Origin of the sequence: Streptococcus mitis (assembly GCF_002096895.1) — a bacterium.
Classification (GTDB): domain Bacteria; phylum Bacillota; class Bacilli; order Lactobacillales; family Streptococcaceae; genus Streptococcus; species Streptococcus mitis_AH.
Map to the genome: position 1 here is coordinate 215878 of NZ_NCVI01000020.1, position 23992 is coordinate 239869.

The following is a 23992-nucleotide window of genomic DNA, read 5'->3' on the forward strand; positions in this document are numbered from 1 at the left end:
AATATGACACAGGATTTACAGAAAAGAACCTTGTTTGCAGGGATTGCACTGGCTATTTTCCTACCGATTTTGATGATTGGGGGACTCTTGCTTCAGATAGCAATTGGAATTATAGCTATGCTAGCAATGCATGAACTTTTGAAGATGAGAGGTCTAGAGACCATGACGATGGAAGGCCTCCTGACCCTCTTTGCAACCTTTGCCTTGACCATTCCCTTGGAGAATTACCTGACTTTTTTGCCAGTTGATGGGAATGTGGTTGCTTATAGTGTGTTGATTTCAATCATGTTAGGAACGACTGTTTTTAGCAAGTCTTATACGATTGAGGATGCTGTTTTCCCTCTTGCTATGAGCTTTTATGTGGGCTTTGGTTTTAATGCTCTATTAGATGCTAGAATTGCAGGTTTAGATAAGGCACTATTAGCCTTGTGTATTGTTTGGGCAACAGACAGTGGTGCCTATCTTGTTGGGATGAACTATGGTAAACGAAAACTAGCTCCGACAGTTTCTCCAAATAAAACCTTTGAGGGTGCCTTGGGTGGTATTTTAGGTGCGATTTTAGTAACCATCATCTTTATGATGTTTGACAGAACAGTTGCTCTTCCGTATGGAATTTACAAGATGTCCGTCTTTGCTATTTTCTTTAGCATTGCTGGACAATTTGGTGATTTACTAGAAAGTTCGATCAAGCGTCACTTTGGTGTCAAGGATTCTGGGAAATTTATCCCTGGACATGGTGGTGTTTTGGATCGTTTTGATAGTATGTTGCTTGTATTTCCAATCATGCACTTGTTTGGACTCTTTTAATCAAAAGACGGAGGAAATACTATGCTCGGAATTTTAACCTTTATTCTGGTTTTCGGGATTATTGTGGTAGTGCACGAGTTCGGACACTTCTACTTTGCCAAGAAATCAGGGATTCTAGTGCGTGAATTTGCCATTGGAATGGGCCCCAAAATCTTTGCTCACATTGGCAAGGATGGAACGGCCTATACCATTCGAATCTTGCCTCTGGGTGGCTATGTTCGCATGGCCGGTTGGGGTGATGATACAACTGAAATCAAGACAGGAACTCCTGTCAGTTTGACTCTTGCTGATGATGGTAAGGTTAAGCGCATCAATCTTTCTGGTAAAAAATTAGATCAAACAGCTCTTCCTATGCAGGTGACCCAGTTTGACTTTGAAGACAAGCTTTTTATCAAGGGTTTGGTTCTGGAAGAAGAAAAAACATTTGCAGTAGATCACGATGCAACGGTTGTGGAAGCAGATGGTACTGAGGTTCGGATTGCTCCCTTGGATGTTCAATATCAAAATGCAACTATCTGGGGCAAACTGATTACCAACTTTGCAGGACCTATGAATAACTTTATCTTAGGTGTCGTTGTTTTTTGGATTTTAATCTTCATGCAGGGTGGCGTCAGAGATGTTGATACTAACCAGTTCCATGTCATGCCCCAAGGGGCTTTGGCCAAGGTGGGAGTGCCAGAAACGGCACAAATTACCAAGATTGGCTCACATGAGATTAACAACTGGGAAAGCTTGATTCAGGCTGTGGAAACAGAAACCAAAGATAAGACGGCCCCGACTTTGGATGTGACTATTTCTGAAAAGGGGAGTGACAAACAAGTCACTGTTACACCCGAAGAAAGTCAAGGCCGTTACCTTCTAGGTGTTCAACCGGGGATTAAGTCAGATTTTGTATCCATGTTTGTAGGTGGTTTTACAACTGCTACTGACTCGGCCCTCCGAATTCTCTCAGAACTGAAAAATTTGATTTTCCAACCGGATTTGAACAAGCTGGGTGGACCTGTTGCTATCTTTAAGGCAAGTAGTGATGCCGCTAAAAATGGAATTGAGAATGTCTTGTACTTCTTGGCAGTGATTTCCATCAATATTGGGATTTTTAATCTTATTCCGATTCCAGCTCTGGATGGTGGTAAGATTGTGCTCAATATCCTGGAAGCCATCCGCCGCAAACCATTGAAACAAGAAATTGAAACCTATGTCACCTTGGCCGGAGTGGTCATCATGGTTGTCTTGATGATTGCTGTGACCTGGAATGACATCATGCGACTCTTTTTTAGATAATCGAGGAATATTATGAAACAAAGTAAAATGCCTATCCCAACGCTTCGCGAAATGCCAAGCGATGCTCAAGTTATCAGCCATGCTCTTATGTTGCGAGCTGGTTATGTTCGTCAAGTCTCAGCAGGTGTTTATTCATACCTACCACTTGCCAACCGTGTGATTGAAAAAGCTAAAAATATCATGCGTCAAGAATTCGACAAGATTGGTGCCGTTGAGATGTTAGCTCCAGCCCTTCTCAGTGCAGAATTGTGGCGCGAATCAGGCCGTTATGAAACTTATGGTGAGGACCTTTACAAACTAAAAAACCGTGAAAAATCAGACTTTATCCTAGGTCCAACTCACGAAGAAACCTTTACAGCTATTGTCCGTGATTCTGTTAAGTCTTACAAGCAATTGCCACTCAACCTTTACCAAATCCAGCCTAAGTATCGTGATGAAAAACGCCCACGTAATGGACTACTCCGTACACGTGAGTTTATCATGAAAGATGCTTACAGTTTCCACGCTAACTATGATAGCTTGGACAGTGTTTATGATGAGTACAAAGCTGCTTATGAGCGTATTTTCACTCGTAGTGGTTTAGATTTCAAGGCAATTATTGGTGACGGTGGAGCTATGGGTGGTAAGGACAGCCAAGAATTTATGGCCATTACACCTGCTCGTACAGACCTTGACCGCTGGGTCGTCTTGGACAAGTCAGTTGCTTCATTTGATGAGATTCCTGCAGAAGTGCAAGAAGAAATCAAGGCAGAATTGCTCAAATGGATGGTCTCTGGTGAAGATACCATTGCTTACTCAAGTGAATCTAGCTATGCGGCCAACTTGGAAATGGCAACAAACGAGTACAAACCAAGCAACCGTGTTGTCGCTGAAGAAGAAGTGACTCGTGTGGCAACTCCAGATGTTAAATCAATCGATGAAGTTGCAGCCTTCCTCAATGTTCCAGAAGAACAAACGATCAAAACCCTCTTCTACATGGCAGATGGTGAACTTGTTGCGGCCCTTCTAGTTGGAAATGACCAACTCAACGAAGTTAAGTTGAAAAACCATTTGGGAGCAGATTTCTTTGACGTTGCTAGCGAAGAAGAAGTGGCGAATCTTGTTCAAGCAGGGTTCGGTTCACTTGGACCAGTTGGTTTGCCAGAGAATATTAAAATTATTGCAGATCGTAAGGTGCAAGATGTTCGCAATGCAGTTGTTGGTGCTAACGAAGATGGCTACCACTTGACTGGTGTGAACCCAGGTCGTGATTTTACTGCAGAATATGTGGATATCCGTGAAGTTCGTGAGGGGGAAATTTCTCCAGACGGACAAGGTGTTCTTAACTTTGCGCGTGGTATCGAAATTGGTCACATCTTCAAACTCGGCACTCGCTATTCAGCAAGCATGGGAGCAGATGTTTTGGATGAAAATGGCCGCGCTGTGCCAATTATCATGGGATGTTACGGTATCGGTGTCAGCCGTCTCCTTTCAGCAGTGATGGAGCAACACGCTCGCCTCTTTGTTAACAAAACGCCAAAAGGTGAATACCGTTACGCTTGGGGAATCAACTTCCCTAAAGAGTTGGCACCATTTGATGTGCACTTGATAACTGTCAATGTCAAGGATGATGAAGCGCAAGCCTTGACAGAAAAACTTGAAGCAAGCTTGATGGGAGCTGGTTACGAAGTCTTGACAGATGACCGTAACGAACGTGTCGGTGTTAAATTCAGCGATAGTGACTTGATTGGGTTGCCAATCCGCATCACCGTTGGTAAAAAAGCGGCTGATGGTATCGTAGAAGTTAAGATTAAAGCGACTGGTGACACTATCGAAGTTCATGCAGATAATGTGCTTGAAACGCTTGAAATCCTCAGCAAGAAATAAAAACTATAATCAGAAGAAAAACAAGGAAAAAATGTAACTAGTTTTTACCTTGTTTTTTCTGTATAATGGGAAAAATGACTAGATAAAGAGGTAAATGTATGCTAAGATTTCCAAAGGATTTTGTCTGGGGATCCTCCACTTCTGGACCACAAACAGAAGGGCGTGTAGCTGGTGATGGTAAGGGAGATAATCTCTGGGATTACTGGTACCAAGTGGAGCCAAATCGTTACTATAATGGGATTGGTCCAGATAAGACATCGACCTTTTATGCAAATTGGGAACAGGATATTGAGCTACTGTTAGAAACTGGTCACACGGCCTTTCGGACTTCTATTCAGTGGTCACGGATTTTTCCACAAGGGCGTGGGAAAGTCAATCCACAAGGTGTGGATTTCTACCGTAAGGTTTTTGAGGTTATTAAGGCTAGAGGGATTCGTCTTTTAGTCAATCTCTATCATTTTGATTTGCCTTTTGCCCTTCAAGAGGATGGTGATGGTTGGGAAAATAAGGCGACTGTCTCAGCCTATGAAGACTATGCTCGTTTTTGTTTTGAGACTTATGGAGATTTAGTGGATCAATGGATTACCTTTAACGAGCCAATCGTTCCTGTAGAGTTTGGCTATTTTTACGATGCCCATTATCCACATAAGGTGGATGCAGAGGCAGCTGTTAAAGTAGCCTATCATACACAATTGGCCAGCAGTCGAGCGGTCAAGGTCTGTCATGAACTCTTGCCTGATGCTAAGATTGGGATTGTCTTAAACTTGACACCGGCTTATCCACGTAGCCAGCATCCTGCTGATGTCAAGGCAGCTCGCATTGCGGACCTCTTTCAGGCCCAATCTTTCTTAGATCCATCTGTTTTGGGGACTTATCCACAGGAGTTGGTAGAAATCTTGCATGAACACGGTCTCTTGCCTGATGCTACAGAGGAGGAGTTGGATCTCATTCGTGACAATACGGTGGACTTCCTTGGTGTCAACTACTATCAACCTTTGCGTGTTATGGCGCCTCGATTTGCTAAGAATCCAGAGAGTCCTCTTTTGCCAGAACATTTTTACGAGCCTTATGTGATGCCTGGGCGTAAAATCAATCCTCATCGTGGCTGGGAGATTTATGAGCAAGGGATTTATGACATTTCCCAAAATATCAAGGAAAATTATGGCAATATTGAGTGGATGTTGACAGAGAATGGTATGGGTGTTGAGGGGGAAGAAAAATTTCGTGAGAATGGAATGATTCAAGATGATTATCGTATTGACTTTGTAAAAGATCATCTTCGTGAACTTCACCGTGCCATTGAAGATGGAGCCAATTGTAAGGGCTACTTGATTTGGACTTTTATTGATTGCTGGTCATGGCTCAACAGCTATAAAAATCGCTATGGTTTGATCGAATTAGACTTGGAAACGCAAGAACGTCGTCTGAAAAAATCAGGGCATTGGTTCAAGGAATTAAGCGATAATAATGGATTTTAAAAAGGACTCTGACTGATTATCCTAATTGGTCAGAGTCTTTTGCTTACAGGAGCTTAATTTGAACTATACCAATTTTAACTCTTGACAAGTGAAAGAAACAAGTATATACTGTTTTTGCTGATTCTATAAAAGAGGAATTAGACTATACCAATTTTAAGGAGAAAGCACAGCTGGTCTGTGTCGTATATACTATGTGTGGAATTGTTGGTGTTGTTGGAAACACAAATGCAACTGATATTTTGATTCAAGGGCTTGAAAAGCTCGAATACCGTGGCTATGATTCTGCGGGGATTTTTGTCCTAGGTGGTGCTGAAAACCATTTGGTGAAGGCTGTTGGTCGTATCGCAGAATTGTCTGCCAAGACAGCTGGTGTTGAGGGAACAACTGGTATCGGACATACTCGTTGGGCAACTCATGGGAAACCAACTGAGGACAATGCTCACCCACACCGCTCTGAGACAGAACGTTTTGTCTTGGTTCACAACGGTGTGATTGAGAACTACCTTGAAATCAAGGAAGAATACCTTGCAGGTCACCACTTTAAGGGGCAAACAGATACTGAAATCGCCGTTCACTTGATTGGAAAATTTGCGGAAGAAGAAGGTCTCTCAGTTCTTGAAGCCTTCAAAAAAGCTCTTCACATCATCCGTGGTTCTTATGCCTTTGCCTTGGTTGACTCACAAGATCCTGAAGTTATCTACGTAGCTAAGAATAAATCACCACTTTTGATTGGTCTTGGAGAAGGCTATAACATGGTCTGCTCAGATGCTATGGCTATGATTCGTGAGACCAACCAATACATGGAAATCCATGACCAAGAGTTGGTAATCGTCAAGGCGGATAGCGTGGAAGTTCAAGACTATGATGGAAATCGTCGTGAGCGTGCTAGCTACACTGCTGAGCTAGACTTGTCAGATATCGGTAAAGGAACTTACCCTTACTACATGCTTAAGGAAATTGACGAGCAACCAACTGTTATGCGTAAACTAATCCAAGCCTACACAGATGAGGCTGGTCAAGTAGTAGTAGACCCAGCTATCATCCAGGCTGTTCAAGACGCAGACCGTATCTACATCCTTGCAGCTGGGACATCTTACCACGCAGGATTTGCTTCTAAGAAAATGTTGGAAGAATTGACAGATACACCAGTTGAACTTGGAATTTCATCTGAGTGGGGTTACGGTATGCCACTTCTCAGCAAGAAACCACTCTTCATCTTTATCAGTCAGTCTGGTGAAACGGCGGATAGCCGTCAGGTTTTGGTCAAGGCTAATGAAATGGGAATCCCAAGCTTGACAGTGACAAACGTACCAGGTTCAACTCTTTCACGTGAAGCCAATCATACCATGCTCCTTCATGCAGGTCCTGAAATTGCCGTAGCATCAACAAAGGCTTATACAGCACAAATTGCAGCCCTTGCTTTTCTTGCAAAAGCAGTAGGAGAAGCAAATGGCAATGCTAAAGCGCAAGTCTTTGACTTGGTTCATGAGTTGTCAATCGTAGCTCAGTCTATCGAATCAACTCTTTCAGAGAAAGAAACCATTGAAGCCAAGGTTCGTGAGCTTCTTGAAACAACTCGCAACGCCTTTTATATTGGGCGTGGTCAAGATTACTACGTAGCTATGGAAGCAAGCCTTAAACTCAAAGAGATTTCTTATATCCAGTGTGAAGGCTTTGCGGCAGGAGAACTCAAGCACGGAACTATTGCCTTGATTGAAGAAGGAACGCCTGTTTTGGCTCTCTTGTCAGATCCAGTCCTTGCCAACCACACTCGTGGAAATATCCAAGAGGTGGCAGCCCGTGGTGCCAAGGTTCTCACTATTGCAGAAGAAAATGTTGCCAAAGATACAGATGATATCGTCCTTACGACTGTACACCCTTACCTCTCACCAATTTCAATGGTCGTGCCAACGCAATTAGTCGCTTACTTTGCAACACTCCACCGTGGGCTTGATGTGGACAAACCACGTAACCTTGCTAAGTCAGTAACGGTAGAATAAGCTTAAAAAGTCTAGTTATCTAGGCTTTTTCTTGTGAGCAAATCGGTTGCTTGTACTCAAGATTCGTGTTAGAATAATTTTTCAAAATGAAGGACCGGAATAGACAAGGAGAATCACTGTGGTAGAATTGGGAATTTCAACATTTGGAGAAACAACGGAGCTTGAAGGGACTGGGCAAACTTACAGTCATGCTGAACGCATTCGCCAGTTGCTGGCAGAGATTGAACTGGCTGACAAGGTTGGTTTGGATGTGTATGGGATTGGTGAGCACCATCGAGCGGATTTTGCGATATCTGCGCCAGAGATTGTTCTGGCAGCTGGGGCAGTCAATACCAAGAAGATTCGTTTGACCAGTGCAGTCAGCATTCTCTCAAGTATGGATCCGATTCGATTGTTCCAACAATATGCCACTATCGATGCTTTGTCAAATGGACGTGCGGAGATTATGGCCGGAAGGGGTTCTTTCACGGAATCTTTTCCCTTGTTTGGCTATGATTTGAAAGACTACGAAGCTCTTTTTGATGAGAAATTAGACTTGCTTCAATTAGTCAATGAAAAGATAAAACTAGATTGGCAAGGTCGATTGACCCAAACAATCTCTGGCAAAGAAGTTTATCCTCGTCCAGTTCAGGACAAATTGCCCTTGTGGATAGCGACAGGTGGTCATGTCGAATCAACTGTGAAGATTGCTCAGGCAGGCCTACCGATTGTCTATGCCATTATTGGTGGTAATCCGCGTTATTTTAAAAAGTTGATTCAGGCTTATCGTGAGATTGGGAGCGAAGCGGGTCATGCCAGTCAGGAGCTAAAGGTCGGGGCCCATTCTTGGGGTTGGATTGCTGAAGATGGCGAGCAGGCGGTGAAAGATTATTTCCATCCAACCAAGCAAGTGGTGGATGCTATTTCCAAAGACCGTCCGCACTGGCAGGAATTGCGTTATGAGCAATATTTGGAGCAAGTTGGGCCAAATGGTGCTATGTTTGTGGGCAATCCAGATCAGGTGGCCGAAAAATTGATTCGTATGATTGAAGACTTAGGTTTGGACCGCTTCATGCTCCATCTACCGCTTGGTTCCATGCCCCATGACCAGATTCTGAGAGCTATTGAACTATTCGGAATGCAAGTGGCACCCAAAGTACGGGAATACTTTGCCATGAAAGAGGCTTAATAAAAAATCCTAATCAGGCTGATAAAAAATCTATATAACAACTATTTTAAAAAAGCAATAAACAAAAAAGAATCTCTGAAAAGCTAGTAAAATCAAGCTTTCCAGAGATTTTTTCGTTATTGATATAAACAATATCAATCAAGTCGATAGTCAATATATATTGGGAAAAGGTCAAAAGGAGTGGTAAGATGGTTTCAATCCAAATGGAAGGAGAAAAGTATGACAAGTAAAAGAGAGCTAGTTTTTAAAGCCATCCGAGGAGAAGAGGTGGAACGAGTTCCTGTAGGCTTTTGGTTTCATTTTGTAACACTGGAGGAAAAAGGGCAAGGTTTAAATAACCCACGTATCTTTCAAAAAAGTGTAGAGGGACATCGGAAGTACGTTGAAAGAATTCATCCTGATTTTGTCAAAATGATGAGTGACGGATTTTTCATTTATCCAAGTAATGTCTACAGTCCTTTGGTTTCAAGTATTCAGGAGCTGGCTTCTATTGAGTCGATTGGTGAAAACCATCCTTGGATTCAGCAACAAGTAGAAGTGGTAGAAGCTATTCGAGCAACCTTCACTGAGGACATTGCTTCATTCTACAATATCTTTTCTCCGATTTCCTACCTGAAACGTTGGTTTCGTACAGAGACTTCTAGAGGTGATAAGGAGGTTGCTAATCTATTACTCGAAAATCCAGAGCTATTCAGGGAGATTTTAGATGTAATAGCTGAGGATATCGCAATCCTAACCAAGGCAATCATTCAGGATTGTGGAGCAGATGGGATTTACCTCAGTACACAAGAAATTCAGGATGAGCGCATCACAGCAGAATTGTATCAGACCTATATTGAGCCAAGCAACATAAAGGTTTTAGAAGCTGCTAATCAGGCAGGTGGGGTCAATATCCTGCATATCTGCGGTTTCCAAGGTGCCAGTAACAATGTGACTATTTTCAAAGATTATCCAGCCCAAGTTTTCAATTGGGCAACCCACCATGAAGCAGTCAGCTTACCTCAAGGTCAGGAGCTATTTCATGGCAAAGCGGTCTTGGGTGGTTTTGAAAATGGAAAGCAGAGCCTGCTTTATGGAGGTAGCAAGGCTAAACTACAAGAGGAAACCAAACGCTTGTTGGCTGAAGCTGGGACTAGAGGAGTCCTTCTTGGAGCGGATTGCACGGTTCCAGATGACTTTGAATTAGAACGATTGGACTGGATTCGTCAGGCTGCTATTTTAGAATAGGAGGGCCTTATGAAAAGAAAAAAGTGGCTATTGGCAGGGATGGTCCTTGGCTTTGTCATCCTACTTGCGATTAGTATTACCAAGGGATTTAATTGTAAGGAAGGGTCAAGATGTCATGGGATTCAGGATTTTCAGAAGGGAAGTCTTCCTTTTATTCAAACCAATGATATTGCCAGTGTTTTATTAGTCGAAAAAGAAAGAAATGGAGAATAGAGATGTCAGAAAAAAGAGAATGGGTTTTAAAAGCATTTAGAGGAGAAGTGGTTGACCGTGTACCTGTAGGTTTTTGGCACCACTTTACATCAGAAGAGGAATGGTTAAAGGGATTTTCCAATCCTGTGATTATTGAAAAGAACATACAAGGTCACAAACAATTTATCCGTGAACTAAATCCAGACTTTATCAAGTTGATGAGTGATGGCTATTTTGCTTATCCAAATCCAGTTATTGCCAAAGGGAAGTCACTCCAAGAGCTGGCGGAGATTCAACCTCTGGGTGAAGATCATCCGTGGATTAGAGAGCAGGTAGAATTAGTGAAGAAGATTAAGCAGGAGTTTACGGAGGACATTGTTGCTATTTACAATATTTTTGCGCCTGTGACCTACCTCAAATGGTTACTTGGAGAAGTGTCTGGTGGAGATGATCTCATTGCAGATTTCTTAGTTCAAGATTCTCAGAAATTGAAAAAAGTCCTTGATGTGATTGCGCAAGATATCGCTAGCTTGAGTCAAGCTATTATTAAAGATGCAGGAGCAGACGGTATTTATCTCAGTGTGCAAAGTATTCAGGATGCGCGTGTTTCTGCTGAAGCCTATCAGGAGATTATTGCACCGAGTGAACTGACTGTTTTAAAAGCGGCTAAGTCGGTTGGTGGGGTTAATATCCTTCACATCTGTGGCTATGAAGGAGCTCGAAACGATATTCATATCTTTGCCGACTATTCAGCTCATGTTTTTAACTGGGCGGTTGGTCCAGAAGGGATTAGTTTAAAAGAAGGCCGTGAGATTTTCAAGGGGCGCACTGTTTTGGGAGGATTTGAAAACGGAAAAGAGGGTCTTCTCTATCGAGGCAGTAAGGAAGAAATCCAAGCTGAAACCAAACGATTGATAGAAGAAACAGGCAAAGAGGGCCTCATACTGGGAGCAGATTGTACCATTCCGAGCGATATTGCAGTGGAGCGTATCCAGTGGGTGAGAGAAGCAGTAACTAAATAATAAAGGAGAAGAATATGAGTAAGAAAACATGGATTATTGGTGGAGTTGCAGTTGTAGCGGTGCTTGGAGCAACTATTATTGGTAGAACTTTGGCGGGAGCATCTGCTAAAGGTGCAGATGCTGCTTCGTCTGGACAAGTAACAACTTTAAAGGTTGCCCATACCCAAAACTATGTTCCTTATGATTTTATTGACGAAAAAGGGGAATCGGATGGTTATGAAGTCGCAGTTTTAAAGGCGGTTGATGAGAAATTAGCAGATTATAAATTTGAGTATACTGGAACTAGTGATGATGATCTCTTGATTGGACTTGAGTCCGGCAAGTACGATATTGGGACAAAAGGTGCTTGGTATACAGATGAACGGGCTAAGAAATTCATTATTCCATCTGAGCCAGTAGGAGCCAGTATTATTGGTTTTACTGTTAGAAAAGAAGATGAAGCGAAATATAAGAATATTGATGATTTCGCCAAAAACAAAGGAAAATTAGTACCCATCTCTCCACAAAATGCCCAGTGGAATGTTATCAATAGCTATAATGAGAAGCACAAGGATACACCGATTGAGTTGACGGCTGCTGAATCTTTCAAAGTGGCAGATGCTTATGCTTGGGTTTTAGAAGGACGTTATGATGCTTTCTTTGACATCAAGCTGTCTTTTGAAAAAGCAGTGATAGCAGAGGATGGTTCTTACCACCAATATGCGGACAAACTTAGTTGGTTCCCTTATAAAGGAATCCCAACCTATCCCTTGATTCACCGTGATGAAAAGGGTGAGAAGTTTGCGAAAGAGTATGAAAAGGCTATTAAAGAATTAAAAGAAGACGGTACTTTAGCTAAACTTTCTCAAAAATACTTTAAAGAAGATGTCTTTAGCTACGTTGATAAAGATTAGATGAACAATCAGGCATGTTATACTCTTCGAAAATCTCTTCAAACCGCGTCAACGTCGCCTTGCCGTAGGTATGGCTAGTGACTTCGTCAGTTCTATCCACAACCTCAAAACACTGTTTTGAGCAACCTGCGGCTAGTTTGCTTTTTGATTTTCATTGAGTATTAGAAAGAGGTTTATATGGTTTCATATGATTTTTCAAGAGTGTTCCAATTTTTACCAACCTTATGGCAGGCTCTTCCGATGACCTTGTCCATTCTCTTTTTTACTACAATCCTTGGTTCCCTTTTAGGTGGCTTATTGGCTTGGGCTCAAGTGGGAGAAGATAAGACTTTTGCAGGTCTTTCCAAGGGCTATATTTTCACTCTTCGCTGTACTCCCCCCATTGTCTTACTGTTTTTAGTTTTTTATGGTTTACCTGAATTTTTAAAATGGTGGCTGAATTTAGATATCAACAACTGGTCTAAGACGGTCTTCGTCTTATTTACCATGGTATTACTATTTGCGGCTATCATTGCAGAAGTATTTAAGGCGTCCTATCAGGCAATCCCCAAAGGTCAGATGGAGGCTGGAGTCAGTATTGGTCTGACACCTAGTCAGACATTTTGGAGAATCATTTTTCCTCAGGCTTTTCAAGTGGCTCTTCCAAATATGACGACCGCTATTCTAAATTTGATGCGGGATGCTGCCCTAGCATATACGATTGGTTTTGTAGATGTCATGGGGGCTGGGAATCTCTTAATCAGTCGTAATTTGGGGAATTACTCTCTTGAAACCTATACAGCGGTTGCCATTCTTTATTGGGGTGTAGCCTTGGCTGTTTCCTTCTTGAGTCGCTTGTTAGAAAAATCTTTGGAAACGAAAGGGAGATAGGATATGGATTTAGACTATATTGCAAAAACCTTTTTAGAGACCTTAAAAGGGGTACCGACCACCTTGATTATCATGATTGTAGCCATGGTCTTAAGTTTTCTACCAGCCTTGTTTTTAGCTCTGGGACAAATATATAAAGTCAAAGGTGTTCGAACTTTCTCTCTCGTGTATCTAGCTTTTATAAGAGCAACACCTCCGATTTTGCTGATTCTTTTCTTTTATAGTTTGTTTCCGAGTTTGCTCAATCAATTTCTCAAAAGCATAGGAAGTGATGTTGATATCTTTAAACTCAATCCGATCTATTATGCTTTTATTATCTATAGTTTGATGACGACAGGTAGTTTATCAGAAATCTTACGTTCGGCTATTTCGACTGTGGATAAGGGACAATTAGAAGCTGCACAAGCGATTGGCTTAACCACTAGCCAAGCTTATGTGAGGATTGTTTTTCCACAGGCCTTGCGATCAGCCCTGCCCAATCTGGCTAATCTAGTTATAAATATTGTAAAAGGAACCTCTTTGGTCTTTGTGATGACCATTAAGGATATTACAGCTATTGCCCGTGTTGAAGCCTCTTATGGTTATCAGTATTTTGAATCCTATTTTGTGATCTTTTTACAGTACATTCTTATTTGCGGATTGATTCAATGGGGCTTTTCAATCTTAGAGAAACGCTATATTCGAAGAGAACAGGGACAAGTGGTGCCCCGTACAGGTTTAGCATAGGAGGAGACAATGTTACAAGTAGAACATGTTGCAAAAAAATTTGGAGACAGACAAGTCCTAGAAGATGTTAATCTCAAGGTCAACCAAGGGGATGTGGTTGTAATATTGGGGCCATCTGGATCAGGTAAAACGACTTTTCTCAGATGTCTCAATCATTTAGAAAAAGCCGATAGTGGCTCTTTGAAGCTTGCTGATAAAGAATACGATCTTGGCAAATTGACCAAAAAAGATATTTTAGAAATTCGCCAGAAGACTGCCTTTGTTTTTCAACATTATAATTTATTTGCTAATAAAACGGCCTTGGAAAATATTTTGGAGGGCTTGATTATTGCTCGGAAAATTCCTAAGGAAGAAGCAACCAAACGTGCGGAAGCTGCCTTAGAAAAAGTTGGTTTACTAGCTTATAAAGATTACTATCCCTCTCAGCTTTCTGGAGGCCAGCAACAACGAATCGGCATTGCGCGTGCCATCGCTGTGAAACCAGAGGTCATTTTATTAGATGAGCCAACGTCAGCCTTGGATCCAGAGTTGGTAGGGGATGTTTTAGATGTTTTAAAACAGTTAGCTAAAGAAGGAGTTACTATGGTAGTAGTGACACATGAGATGGGTTTTGCTAGAGATGTAGCCAATCATGTCATTTTTATGGATGGCGGGAAAATTGTTGAAGAAAATAATGCCCATGATTTCTTTAGTCGCCCACAGGAAGAACGAACCAAGCAATTTTTGGCACGAATTCTTTCGGATGCGACCTATAGTGTAGAATATATGATTTGATAGATAGGCTTATCAGGGCAAAAATCAATCCCCCGAGCGTTAAGGCTTGGGGGATTGTTCTATAGGAGGGCTAGTTTAGTTCTCTTTTTTGTTTTTTAGTAAGAAACCGAGACCTAGAAGGGTGAGGAGACTAATTCCTGCAAACAGGAGTTTGTGATCGTTTTTGGTTCCTGTATTTGGAAGTTCAGCTTGTTTAGCTAGGGGGGCAGGTTTATTTTCCTTGCTAGAGTTTTCTACCGATTCGTTTTGAACCGCCTCTTTTACAGATGATGCTTGTGCTTCTTGTGTTGGTTGTGAAGTTTGTGAATCAGTTGTAGCTTGGCTAGGTTTATTTTCCGCATCGGCTACTTTTGCATCTGGTTTTGCAGAATCAGGTTTAGTTTGTGGAGCTGGAGTTTGCTGTTCCGGTTTGACTACTCGGTTTGGAATATTGTCTTGGATATTATATTGCCCTTGTTCTTGTTTTAAGCTAGAAAGGTCAAATTCTGGTTTTTCTTCCACAGCTGGGGCAACGATGGCACCACCTTGAGAGACTCGAAGAACAGTAGCTGTAAGGGCATTTAATTTCAAGCCTTTTTCAGTCCACTCAAGTCCTTTAGGGTTGGCAATTCCTACTGGTCCTGCTTGGTTTTCATCTGCCAAAACTTCCGCATTTCTGAGGTGGGCAAAGGCGGTTCCCAAATTGAATTCGCGAGCTTTTTCGTCCGCATTGACAAAGACTGCGTAGATATCTCCGTTTGGAGCAGTGATTTGGTAGCCAATCACTACATCCTCTTTTTCCACACCATTTTGGCCTGGAACAGTGATGAGGTGGACACGGTCTTTGATATCTTGAAGACTCTTAAGTCGGAAGGCATCTGTAGATTGACGAAGGGCAATCAAACCTTTCATATAGTCACGACTCTTGACGTTTTCAGGATAAGCTTTACCATCTGTAGCCTTAGTCCAGTCAAACTTGTTAACTGCATCACTCGAATCGTAAGAGTCATGGATGAAGTAAGGATAGTCAAATGGATTGCCATCCTTATCACGCAACAAGTGAGATTTGTTTGGAACCTTATCCTCCGCTACTGGAGTCTTGTAGGCTGGGTCACGGAATTGTTTGGTGCGTCCGTATTCCTGACCAGAGTGGATAAATGGAGTTCCTTGAGCTGTCAAGACCATGAGGTTTCCAAGTCGCAAACGACGATGGATTTCAGCATAGTTTTCAGCCTTGCTTGGGTCTTTTTTAATAGACTGGGCAATGATGTCAAAGAGGGTCAAGTTATCATGGGCTGCGATGTATTGGATGACATCTCCAGGGCTGTCAGCTTCAAAGTTGGTTGGTTGAGCAATGAGATTTTTGAAGATGGTGTTGATATCACGCTTGCCACCTGTGATAAAGGCAGGTTGGCCTTCGTTTGGATAACCAGACTTGAGGTTGTTACGGATGTCATCTGAAAAGACAGCGACAGTATCGGTATGTTTCATCCAATCTTGGTCAGCAGCTTTAGTAGGCATGTTTTCATCACCAGCATAGGTTCTCCAACCTTCACCAAGCATGATGAGGTTTGGATTGAGGGCGCGTGCAGCCTTGTAAGCTTCTTCGATAGAAGCGGCATCATGGTCTCCCATCATATCGAAGCGGAATCCATCTACTTTGTAGGTATCAACTAGATATTTGATAGAGTCAACTAGGAGTCGTTTGGTCATATGGTGGGTTGTTCCCAAGCGTCCACCACCAAAGCTAGTGCGAGGTGTCCCATCAGCATCCATAAAGTGGTAGTAGTTTGGTTCTAAATCTTCAAAGAGATCGACCTTGGCTGTATGGTTGTAAACTACGTCCAGGATAGCTCCCATGCCACGTTTGTGGATTTCGTTGATGAGGTTTTTAAATTCTGCGATTCGTTTTTCTGGATTTTTAGGATCGCTTGAGTACATACCAGTCAATGAGAAGTAGTTTTGAGGGTCATATCCCCAGTTATAGTTGCTGTTGCTTGAAGCATAGTCAGACAAGCGTTCATGGTTTTTCAATTCATTGACAAAGTAGTAAGACAAGACTGGAAGGAGCTGGATGTGGGTCACACCCAAGTCTTTGAGGTAGTCTAGTTTTTCGATAAAGGCTTCAAAGGTACCAAATGGTTTGGTCAAGTCTTTTGCGATGGCAGGATCTGAAGTGAAGTCACGCACATGAGCTTCATAGATGACAGCATCTTCGCGCGATTTGAAGTTGCGAATCTTACCATAAGTCAAGTCTTGAGGTCCTAGTTTAGCTGGATCTACAAAGGCAGCTTTAGCCACTTTATGGGTATCGTCAATCTTGGCATCGTCACTATTCCAAGCAGCGAGGGATTTAGCGTAAGGATCGAGTGCAAGAACAGTTTTACCTTGGCGCTCGATTTGGTATTGATAATAGTAGCCAGTGTAGTTGCTGATTCCAAGGCCTGAGTTTGCATCCAAAGTTTGTTTCCAGGTTCCTCTTTCACCTTTTTCAAGAGCGACAGTTCCAACTACTTTTTCAGGGTCATTCTTGTCGTAGACAACAACAGAAACTTTGTCAGCACTTGGTGACCAAAGGGTTAAATCAACCTGTTTTCCTTCTTCTTTGAGGTCAGCTCCAAGTTTGCCATCATAACTGTAAGTTTCATCTTTCAGGCGCCAGCTTGTTTTGGTAGTGAATTTGTCAGAGTTGTAGCTAACGGTATAAGGATGTTTTGTGTCAGAGAAATCTCCGCTGTAGGTCACTTTCTTACCAGTCTCATCGATTGTAACGTCAGTGATAGTTACTTTGTTTCCTAGATGATTAGTGATGCTGGAGTGTTTGAGGATATCTTCTTTTTTAGCACCGACAAGTGTTGAAAAACTACTTTCAATGCTAGAAGTTCCTACATGTTGAGCTCCTGTCATGCGGATATCGTGCACATAGTAGGGGTTGGTGTAGATGGTTTCGTCATCATCTTTTAGGAAAATTTGGCTATGATTTTTCAAATCTGTGAACTTATAATCTTCTTTACGGATTTTCACATCGTCTCCTTGTTTGTTTCTGTCTAGTAATAAAAATCCAAGATCTTTTGCTGCATCTTTGAGTGGAATATCGATATAGCGACCATATTTGCCTGTAGCCGTAAAGTCTGTTCCATTAGGCCATTCTCCACTACTTGGGTTTTTGACATCGCCCCAATACCAAAGAGATTTTTTGTCATAGTTGCCATCGGTGCGATAGTAGTTGACACGAATAGTTCCTGCTGGTTGAGGGCGGTAGTTGTATACCTTGTAGTTTTCATCTAGCCAGGCCTCATTCATTTTTGGAGAGAGACGCTCTACCGAACGGTCCCCCGTCAGGTTATCCCCTTTGGTATTGTTGATAAGGAAGCTGACTTTCTTGGCTTGCTCATTTTTGAGTTTGACATCTAGGTAATAGCCGTAGTCATCTTGCTTGGCATCCTTGAAGGATCGGGCTCCATTGGGCCAGTTTTCAGACGGCTTTTCAACATCATCCCAAGTCCAAAGACCTTGAGAATCCTTGTTTTCTTCAGGGAATTTCTTTACATGGATGCGGAAGTGGTTATCTGCGATAGGTTCTTCTGCTTTAGTTTCAGTCGCTGCTGGACTAATAGCAGTAGTTGGCTCACTTGAACGATCTTGTCCGGTTTGTGGTGCTGAATCGGCTGGGCTTGAAACAGGAGTAGTTGGCTCTGTTGCAGGTTTTTCTTCTTTTTTCTCTAGGGAAGCGTTTGCATTTTTAGGCGAAGAAATATCACTTTCGTTTTTACCAGAGTTAACTGCTGTATCAGTAAGAGGTTGTGCAAGGGCAGTAGTGGTTTCATTACTAGTTGCCTTATTGCTTGTAGTATTTTCGTTGGCTGAGATAGTTGGTGTAGCCATGGCAAGTAGAACAAGGCTTGCTCCAATAAGGACAGAACCAGTTCCATTCTTGAGGGAACGGATGCTGTAAACCATTTTTTTCTCAGTGTGAGATGGTGTTCTTTTCATAATCAATCTCCAATCAATAAATTTCTATATCAGTATAGCACTTAGTAAAATAAGATGCAAGCGTTTTCCTAAAATTAAACTAAAAGAAAAATCGCAACAAATTTTGTTACGATTCAGCCAGTCTTTCTTTTTGAATTTGAGAAGTCATTAGGTGGAGGTGGTAAAATAGTTCTGCTGTAGAGAAATTACGACTGTAGATAAGTGGTTTAGGAGAGTTGGTGACAGGAAAGGTAGTGATAACAATATCGTGAGGGATTTGATTGAGAACTGAGAAAGAAATCGTAGATTCTTCCCAAGAATCAAATAGATAGAGATTGTTGCCGTAGTGAGTTAGGGTATCGATTAGGATTTGTGCATGATGGCTATCCAGATGACTAATAACCAAAACGCGTATTTTGGGAAGTTTTTGAAGCAGTTGGACTAAAATCCGATGCCCTTGGATGGTGAAGGTGTAAATCATCTCTTGTAGCTTACTTGACTTATTGTTTAGCCCCATCTCAGTCAAATAAGATTGGAATTTGAGTTGACTGACTTCAAATAGTTTTGGAAATTCTGCTTGATAATTGCTTAAAATCTGGGATTTCTGTCTGTCGAGAGACTGGTTGCTGAGCAAATGGAAGAAATCAGATTGGGCAGTATAGTGGAGGAGCCAAATCAATTCCTCTCGATTTTCAATCTGTAGGTGAAATTCTTTAGCTAACTCTTCTAAGATTTGACTCAATAAACGGTAGGATTTTTGGATATGATGAATATCACCCAGTGCTCCATTATTAGGATTGTTTGCAATTTGAAGAGATTTGGTTGGGTTTGAAAATAGCTGTTCCAGTGTTTCCTTTGTCGGTTCAAAATGGAGTTTTCTAGCCAGCTTTTTGATATCTTGTTCAAACTGCGGAATTTGCATGAGAGAACTGTAGTGACCAGTTAAAAGGGGAGTAGGATTTTTAATCAAGTATCTCTTATTAAACCGCTCTAGATTGATAGCTAGGGTATATTTGATTTGCCGTAAGCTACTGAGGTTGGGTGAAACTTGTTGGGCGTCCAAAAATAGCTGAATCAAGTGAGTGAGTGATTCTTCAGAAATAGAAGGGAAGGGCCAATCAAGAAAGTCGTAACTTTGGCTAAAGTAATCTAGATAAAAGGCACGAATGTCCTCTTCTGTTCCCTTCATGACTAAAGGGGAAAGTTGGATTTTGATGCCATAGTGTTGGGGAAGTTTAGTATTTAGATGTTGGATGATTTCCTGAACTCGTTCGCAACTCATTACACGTTCTTGACACATTTGCTCGAGTGATTGTCCCTCATTGAAAAACAACTGGTTCAAAAAGGAGTAGGTTTCAGATTGTTTAAAAATCGCAATCCTGGGATCCAAGGTGTTTTGGAAGTCAAACTTCAATTGAATGCCTTTTTTGCTTGATTGAAGCAGGAGGTTTGGAAATAATTGTTCAAGCTTAAAAAGGTGTTCTTGTAATTCTTCTATTGAAAAATTCAGCTTCTTAGCCAAGTCTGGAATTTCTATCCAATCATGGTGTTTGGTTAATTCTTCTAGTAAGAATAGCAAGTCTTGTTCAGTTTTAGACAGTAAGATATTCATCATAAACCAACCTATATATTTATACATATATATTAAAAGAAAAGCCTGGCAAAGTCAAGAAAAATACCCTAATATAAAATAGGAAAATCGTAATTTACTATATTTTTGTGAACTACTGAGCTGAAAATGAAATTTGCAAAGTGAAAGTTGAATTTAATTTTTTATAGGAAAAGATTTTGTCAAAAAATCGTTAATCCCCTTGAAAAATCTAGCTAAATAGGGTATAATGTAAATAATCATTTGTCGTAGGTTTTGTCTGAAATATTGTCCAGACAAGGCTCACAGCAGTTAAATCTTCTGAAAAAGTCAGATTTAGCTGCTCTTTTTGTGCTTTTTTTCAGGATTTCAAGCACTTGTAACAAAGACTTAAAGATTCTGAAAATTAACCAAGAGGACACGGTGATAGGGGTTTTTAAAACCATATGACGATTAGAAAAGCCTGATCGACAAGGCTTGGAACTTATTTACAAAGGAGAATCATCTTGGCAGGACATGACGTTCAATACGGGAAACATCGTACCCGTCGTAGTTTTTCAAGAATCAAAGAAGTTCTTGACTTACCAAATTTGATTGAAATTCAAACTGATTCATTCAAAGATTTCCTAGACCATGGTCTTAAGGAAGTGTTTGAAGATGTATTGCCAATTTCAAACTTCACAGACACTATGGAGTTGGAATTTGTTGGATATGAAATCAAGGAACCAAAATACACGCTAGAAGAAGCTCGTATCCACGATGCTAGCTACTCAGCACCAATTTTTGTAACCTTCCGCTTGATCAATAAAGAAACAGGCGAAATCAAAACTCAAGAAGTTTTCTTTGGTGATTTCCCAATCATGACAGAAATGGGTACTTTCATCATCAATGGTGGTGAACGTATCATCGTATCTCAGTTGGTCCGCTCACCAGGTGTTTACTTTAACGACAAAGTTGATAAAAACGGTAAAGTGGGCTACGGTTCAACGGTTATCCCTAACCGTGGAGCTTGGTTGGAACTTGAGAGTGACTCAAAAGATATCGCCTACACTCGTATCGACCGTACTCGTAAGATTCCATTTACGACCTTGGTTCGTGCGCTTGGTTTCTCAGGTGATGATGAAATCTTTGATATCTTTGGTGACAGCGAATTGGTTCGCAACACTGTTGAAAAAGATATCCATAAGAACCCAATGGACTCTCGTACCGACGAAGCCTTGAAAGAAATTTACGAACGCCTTCGTCCAGGTGAACCTAAGACTGCTGAAAGCTCACGTAGCTTGCTTGTAGCTCGTTTCTTTGATCCACGTCGTTATGACCTAGCAGCAGTTGGTCGTTACAAGATCAATAAAAAACTCAATGTTAAAACACGTTTGCTCAACCAAACCATTGCGGAGCCATTGGTAGATCCTGAAACTGGAGAAATCTTGGTAGAAGCTGGTACAATCATGACTCGTAGCGTGATTGAAAGTATTGAAAGCCATTTGGATGGTGATTTGAACAAGATTGTTTACATTCCAAATGATGCAGCCGTTGTGACTGAGCCAGTTGTTCTTCAAAAATTCAAGGTTGTTGCACCAACTGATCCAGACCGCGTCGTAACGATCATCGGTAATGCCAATCCAGATGATAAGGTTCGTATCGTCACTCCTGCAGATATCCTTGCTGAGATGAGCTACTTCCTCAACTTGGCTGAAGGACTTGGCCGTGTTGATGATATCGACCACCTTGGGAACCGTCGTATCCGTGCGGTTGGTGAATTGCTTGCCAACCAAGTACGTCTTGGACTTTCTCGTATGGAACGTAATGTCCGTGAACGTATGTCTGTTCAGGACAATGAAGTCTTGACACCACAACAAATCATCAACATCCGTCCTGTAACAGCTGCAGTTAAAGAATTCTTTGGTTCATCACAGTTGTCACAGTTCATGGACCAACACAACCCGCTTTCTGAGTTGTCTCACAAACGCCGTTTGTCAGCCTTAGGGCCTGGTGGTTTGACACGTGACCGTGCTGGATATGAAGTACGTGACGTACACTACACTCACTACGGTCGTATGTGTCCAATCGAGACACCTGAAGGACCTAACATCGGTTTGATCAATAACTTGTCATCTTACGGACACTTGAACAAATATGGCTTTGTTCAAACACCATACCGTAAGGTTGACCGTGAAACAGGCGTTGTTACGAACGAAATCGTTTGGTTGACAGCCGATGAAGAAGATGAATTTACTGTAGCACAGGCTAATTCTCGTCTGAATGAAGATGGAACATTTGCTGAGAAAGTTGTCATGGGACGTCATCAAGGGGTCAACCAAGAGTATCCAGCTAATGTTGTTGATTACATGGACGTATCACCAAAACAGGTAGTTGCCGTTGCAACAGCATGTATTCCTTTCTTGGAAAACGATGACTCCAACCGTGCTCTTATGGGAGCCAACATGCAACGTCAGGCTGTGCCATTGATTAATCCTAAAGCACCTTACGTTGGTACTGGTATGGAATACCAAGCAGCCCACGATTCAGGAGCTGCTGTGATTGCTCAGTATGACGGTAAAGTTACTTACGCAGATGCTGACAAGGTAGAAGTTCGTCGTGAAGATGGTTCATTGGACGTTTACCACATCCAAAAATTCCGTCGTTCAAACTCAGGTACTGCTTACAACCAACGCACTCTTGTAAAAGTTGGCGATGTCGTTGAAAAAGGCGATTTCATCGCTGACGGACCTTCTATGGAAAATGGAGAAATGGCGCTTGGACAAAACCCAATCGTTGCCTACATGACTTGGGAAGGATACAACTTCGAGGATGCTGTTATCATGAGCGAACGCTTGGTTAAAGACGATGTCTACACATCTGTCCACCTTGAAGAATACGAATCAGAAACACGCGATACAAAGCTTGGGCCTGAAGAAATTACTCGTGAAATTCCAAATGTTGGGGAAGACGCTCTTAAAGACCTTGACGAAATGGGTATTATCCGTATCGGTGCTGAGGTTAAAGAAGGTGATATCCTTGTAGGTAAAGTAACACCTAAGGGTGAGAAAGACCTTTCAGCTGAAGAACGTCTCTTGCACGCTATCTTCGGAGATAAATCTCGTGAAGTGCGTGATACTTCTCTTCGTGTACCACACGGTGCCGATGGTGTCGTTCGTGATGTTAAGATCTTTACACGCGCAAATGGAGATGAGTTGCAATCAGGTGTCAACATGCTGGTTCGCGTCTACATCGCTCAAAAACGTAAGATCAAGGTCGGAGATAAGATGGCCGGACGTCACGGAAATAAAGGGGTTGTCTCTCGTATCGTTCCTGTAGAAGACATGCCTTACCTTCCAGATGGAACTCCAGTCGATATCATGTTGAACCCACTTGGGGTGCCATCACGTATGAATATCGGTCAGGTTATGGAGCTCCACCTTGGTATGGCTGCTCGTACTCTTGGTATTCACATCGCAACACCAGTCTTTGACGGAGCAAGTTCTGAAGACCTTTGGTCAACTGTTAAAGAAGCTGGTATGGATAGCGATGCCAAGACAATCCTTTACGATGGACGTACTGGTGAACCGTTTGATAACCGTGTGTCAGTTGGTGTCATGTACATGATCAAACTCCACCACATGGTTGACGATAAATTGCACGCGCGTTCAGTCGGACCTTACTCAACTGTTACCCAACAACCACTCGGAGGTAAAGCTCAGTTTGGTGGACAACGTTTCGGTGAGATGGAGGTTTGGGCTCTTGAAGCTTACGGTGCGTCAAATGTCCTTCAAGAAATCTTGACTTACAAGTCTGACGATATCAACGGACGTTTGAAAGCTTATGAAGCTATTACAAAAGGAAAACCAATTCCAAAACCAGGTGTTCCAGAATCCTTCCGAGTTCTTGTCAAAGAATTGCAATCTCTTGGTCTTGATATGCGTGTCCTAGACGAAGATGACCAAGAAGTGGAACTTCGCGACTTGGATGAAGGAATGGACGAAGATGTCATCCACGTAGATGACCTTGAAAAAGCCCGCGAAAAAGCAGCACAAGAGGCTAAAGCAGCCTTTGAAGCTGAAGAAGCTGAGAAAGCAACAAAAGCGGAAGCAACAGAAGAAGCTGCTGAACAAGAATAAGCAGTTCACTTAGAATAGAAAGGGAAGAAAT

16 protein-coding genes are annotated in these 23992 nt (G+C 41.9%); 14 read left to right on the forward strand and 2 right to left on the reverse strand.

Going from position 1 to position 23992, the window contains the following annotated elements; translation table 11 throughout:
- Positions 1-3 precede the first annotated feature (3 nt).
- The 13 genes from B7697_RS05775 to B7697_RS05840 all read left to right on the forward strand — a co-directional run bounded on the left by B7697_RS05775 (position 4) and on the right by B7697_RS05840 (position 14304).
- Positions 4-807 (forward strand): phosphatidate cytidylyltransferase, encoded by an 804-nt coding sequence (locus B7697_RS05775; protein ID WP_000189852.1) that lies wholly within the window; start codon positions 4-6, stop codon positions 805-807.
- A 21-nt stretch (positions 808-828) separates the two neighbouring features.
- Positions 829-2088, forward strand: coding sequence for an RIP metalloprotease RseP (gene rseP, locus B7697_RS05780; RefSeq protein ID WP_004255204.1), 1260 nt, complete (start codon positions 829-831; stop codon positions 2086-2088).
- Between the two features lie 12 nt (positions 2089-2100).
- Positions 2101-3954 carry a proline--tRNA ligase gene (locus tag B7697_RS05785; RefSeq protein ID WP_084950755.1) on the forward strand — a complete coding sequence of 618 codons (1854 nt, stop codon included), beginning with the start codon at positions 2101-2103 and terminating at the stop codon, positions 3952-3954.
- A gap of 98 nt (positions 3955-4052) precedes the next feature.
- Positions 4053-5432, forward strand: a complete 1380-nt coding sequence (gene bglA / locus B7697_RS05790; RefSeq protein ID WP_084950757.1) for a 6-phospho-beta-glucosidase — start codon at positions 4053-4055, stop codon at positions 5430-5432.
- Positions 5433-5623: 191 nt separating this feature from the next.
- Entirely contained in the window at positions 5624-7432 is a 1809-nt protein-coding gene (gene glmS, locus B7697_RS05795) for a glutamine--fructose-6-phosphate transaminase (isomerizing) (RefSeq protein WP_084950758.1), read from the forward strand.
- Positions 7433-7550: 118 nt separating this feature from the next.
- The gene (locus B7697_RS05800) at positions 7551-8600 is read left to right on the forward strand and encodes an LLM class flavin-dependent oxidoreductase (protein ID WP_084950760.1); all 1050 of its coding nucleotides are present in this window, start codon (positions 7551-7553) and stop codon (positions 8598-8600) included.
- A 219-nt stretch (positions 8601-8819) separates the two neighbouring features.
- Positions 8820-9827 (forward strand): uroporphyrinogen decarboxylase family protein, encoded by a 1008-nt coding sequence (locus B7697_RS05805; protein WP_023946744.1) that lies wholly within the window; start codon positions 8820-8822, stop codon positions 9825-9827.
- A gap of 9 nt (positions 9828-9836) precedes the next feature.
- On the forward strand, positions 9837-10040 hold the full coding sequence (locus tag B7697_RS05810) for a hypothetical protein (RefSeq protein ID WP_004256687.1): 204 nt from the start codon (positions 9837-9839) through the stop codon (positions 10038-10040).
- 2 nt (positions 10041-10042) lie between these two features.
- On the forward strand, positions 10043-11041 hold the full coding sequence (locus tag B7697_RS05815; protein ID WP_084950762.1) for a uroporphyrinogen decarboxylase family protein: 999 nt from the start codon (positions 10043-10045) through the stop codon (positions 11039-11041).
- 14 nt (positions 11042-11055) lie between these two features.
- A complete protein-coding gene (locus tag B7697_RS05820; protein ID WP_084950764.1) occupies positions 11056-11934 on the forward strand; it encodes a transporter substrate-binding domain-containing protein in 879 nt (292 codons plus the stop codon).
- Between the two features lie 177 nt (positions 11935-12111).
- Positions 12112-12804: an amino acid ABC transporter permease gene (locus B7697_RS05830; protein WP_084950766.1), complete on the forward strand. Its 693-nt coding sequence runs from the start codon at positions 12112-12114 to the stop codon at positions 12802-12804.
- A 3-nt stretch (positions 12805-12807) separates the two neighbouring features.
- Entirely contained in the window at positions 12808-13530 is a 723-nt protein-coding gene (locus B7697_RS05835) for an amino acid ABC transporter permease (protein ID WP_084950768.1), read from the forward strand.
- A gap of 9 nt (positions 13531-13539) precedes the next feature.
- Positions 13540-14304, forward strand: a complete 765-nt coding sequence (locus tag B7697_RS05840; RefSeq protein ID WP_033686287.1) for an amino acid ABC transporter ATP-binding protein — start codon at positions 13540-13542, stop codon at positions 14302-14304.
- A 75-nt stretch (positions 14305-14379) separates the two neighbouring features.
- Here the strand turns inward: B7697_RS05840 and B7697_RS05845 are convergent, their stop codons facing one another.
- Both B7697_RS05845 and B7697_RS05850 read right to left on the reverse strand, forming a co-directional pair.
- Complete coding sequence (locus tag B7697_RS05845; protein WP_084950770.1) at positions 14380-18276, reverse strand: pullulanase; 3897 nt, start codon at positions 18274-18276, stop codon at positions 14380-14382.
- A gap of 106 nt (positions 18277-18382) precedes the next feature.
- Entirely contained in the window at positions 18383-19867 is a 1485-nt protein-coding gene (locus tag B7697_RS05850) for an AcpB/EbpR/MafR family transcriptional regulator (protein WP_084951503.1), read from the reverse strand.
- A 482-nt stretch (positions 19868-20349) separates the two neighbouring features.
- On the opposite strand from B7697_RS05850, the gene rpoB reads away from it, so the two are divergent.
- Positions 20350-23961, forward strand: a complete 3612-nt coding sequence (rpoB, locus tag B7697_RS05855) for a DNA-directed RNA polymerase subunit beta (protein ID WP_033682367.1) — start codon at positions 20350-20352, stop codon at positions 23959-23961.
- Positions 23962-23992 lie beyond the last annotated feature (31 nt).

Coding starts and splice junctions, on each gene's coding strand:
- B7697_RS05775 (WP_000189852.1), top strand. CDS start 4: ATGACACAGGATTTACAGAAAAGAACCTTGTTTGCAGGGATTGCACTG.
- rseP (WP_004255204.1), top strand. CDS start 829: ATGCTCGGAATTTTAACCTTTATTCTGGTTTTCGGGATTATTGTGGTA.
- B7697_RS05785 (WP_084950755.1), top strand. CDS start 2,101: ATGAAACAAAGTAAAATGCCTATCCCAACGCTTCGCGAAATGCCAAGC.
- bglA (WP_084950757.1), top strand. CDS start 4,053: ATGCTAAGATTTCCAAAGGATTTTGTCTGGGGATCCTCCACTTCTGGA.
- glmS (WP_084950758.1), top strand. CDS start 5,624: ATGTGTGGAATTGTTGGTGTTGTTGGAAACACAAATGCAACTGATATT.
- B7697_RS05805 (WP_023946744.1), top strand. CDS start 8,820: ATGACAAGTAAAAGAGAGCTAGTTTTTAAAGCCATCCGAGGAGAAGAG.
- B7697_RS05810 (WP_004256687.1), top strand. CDS start 9,837: ATGAAAAGAAAAAAGTGGCTATTGGCAGGGATGGTCCTTGGCTTTGTC.
- B7697_RS05815 (WP_084950762.1), top strand. CDS start 10,043: ATGTCAGAAAAAAGAGAATGGGTTTTAAAAGCATTTAGAGGAGAAGTG.
- B7697_RS05820 (WP_084950764.1), top strand. CDS start 11,056: ATGAGTAAGAAAACATGGATTATTGGTGGAGTTGCAGTTGTAGCGGTG.
- B7697_RS05830 (WP_084950766.1), top strand. CDS start 12,112: ATGGTTTCATATGATTTTTCAAGAGTGTTCCAATTTTTACCAACCTTA.
- B7697_RS05835 (WP_084950768.1), top strand. CDS start 12,808: ATGGATTTAGACTATATTGCAAAAACCTTTTTAGAGACCTTAAAAGGG.
- B7697_RS05840 (WP_033686287.1), top strand. CDS start 13,540: ATGTTACAAGTAGAACATGTTGCAAAAAAATTTGGAGACAGACAAGTC.
- B7697_RS05845 (WP_084950770.1), bottom strand. CDS start 18,276: ATGAAAAGAACACCATCTCACACTGAGAAAAAAATGGTTTACAGCATC.
- B7697_RS05850 (WP_084951503.1), bottom strand. CDS start 19,867: ATGAATATCTTACTGTCTAAAACTGAACAAGACTTGCTATTCTTACTA.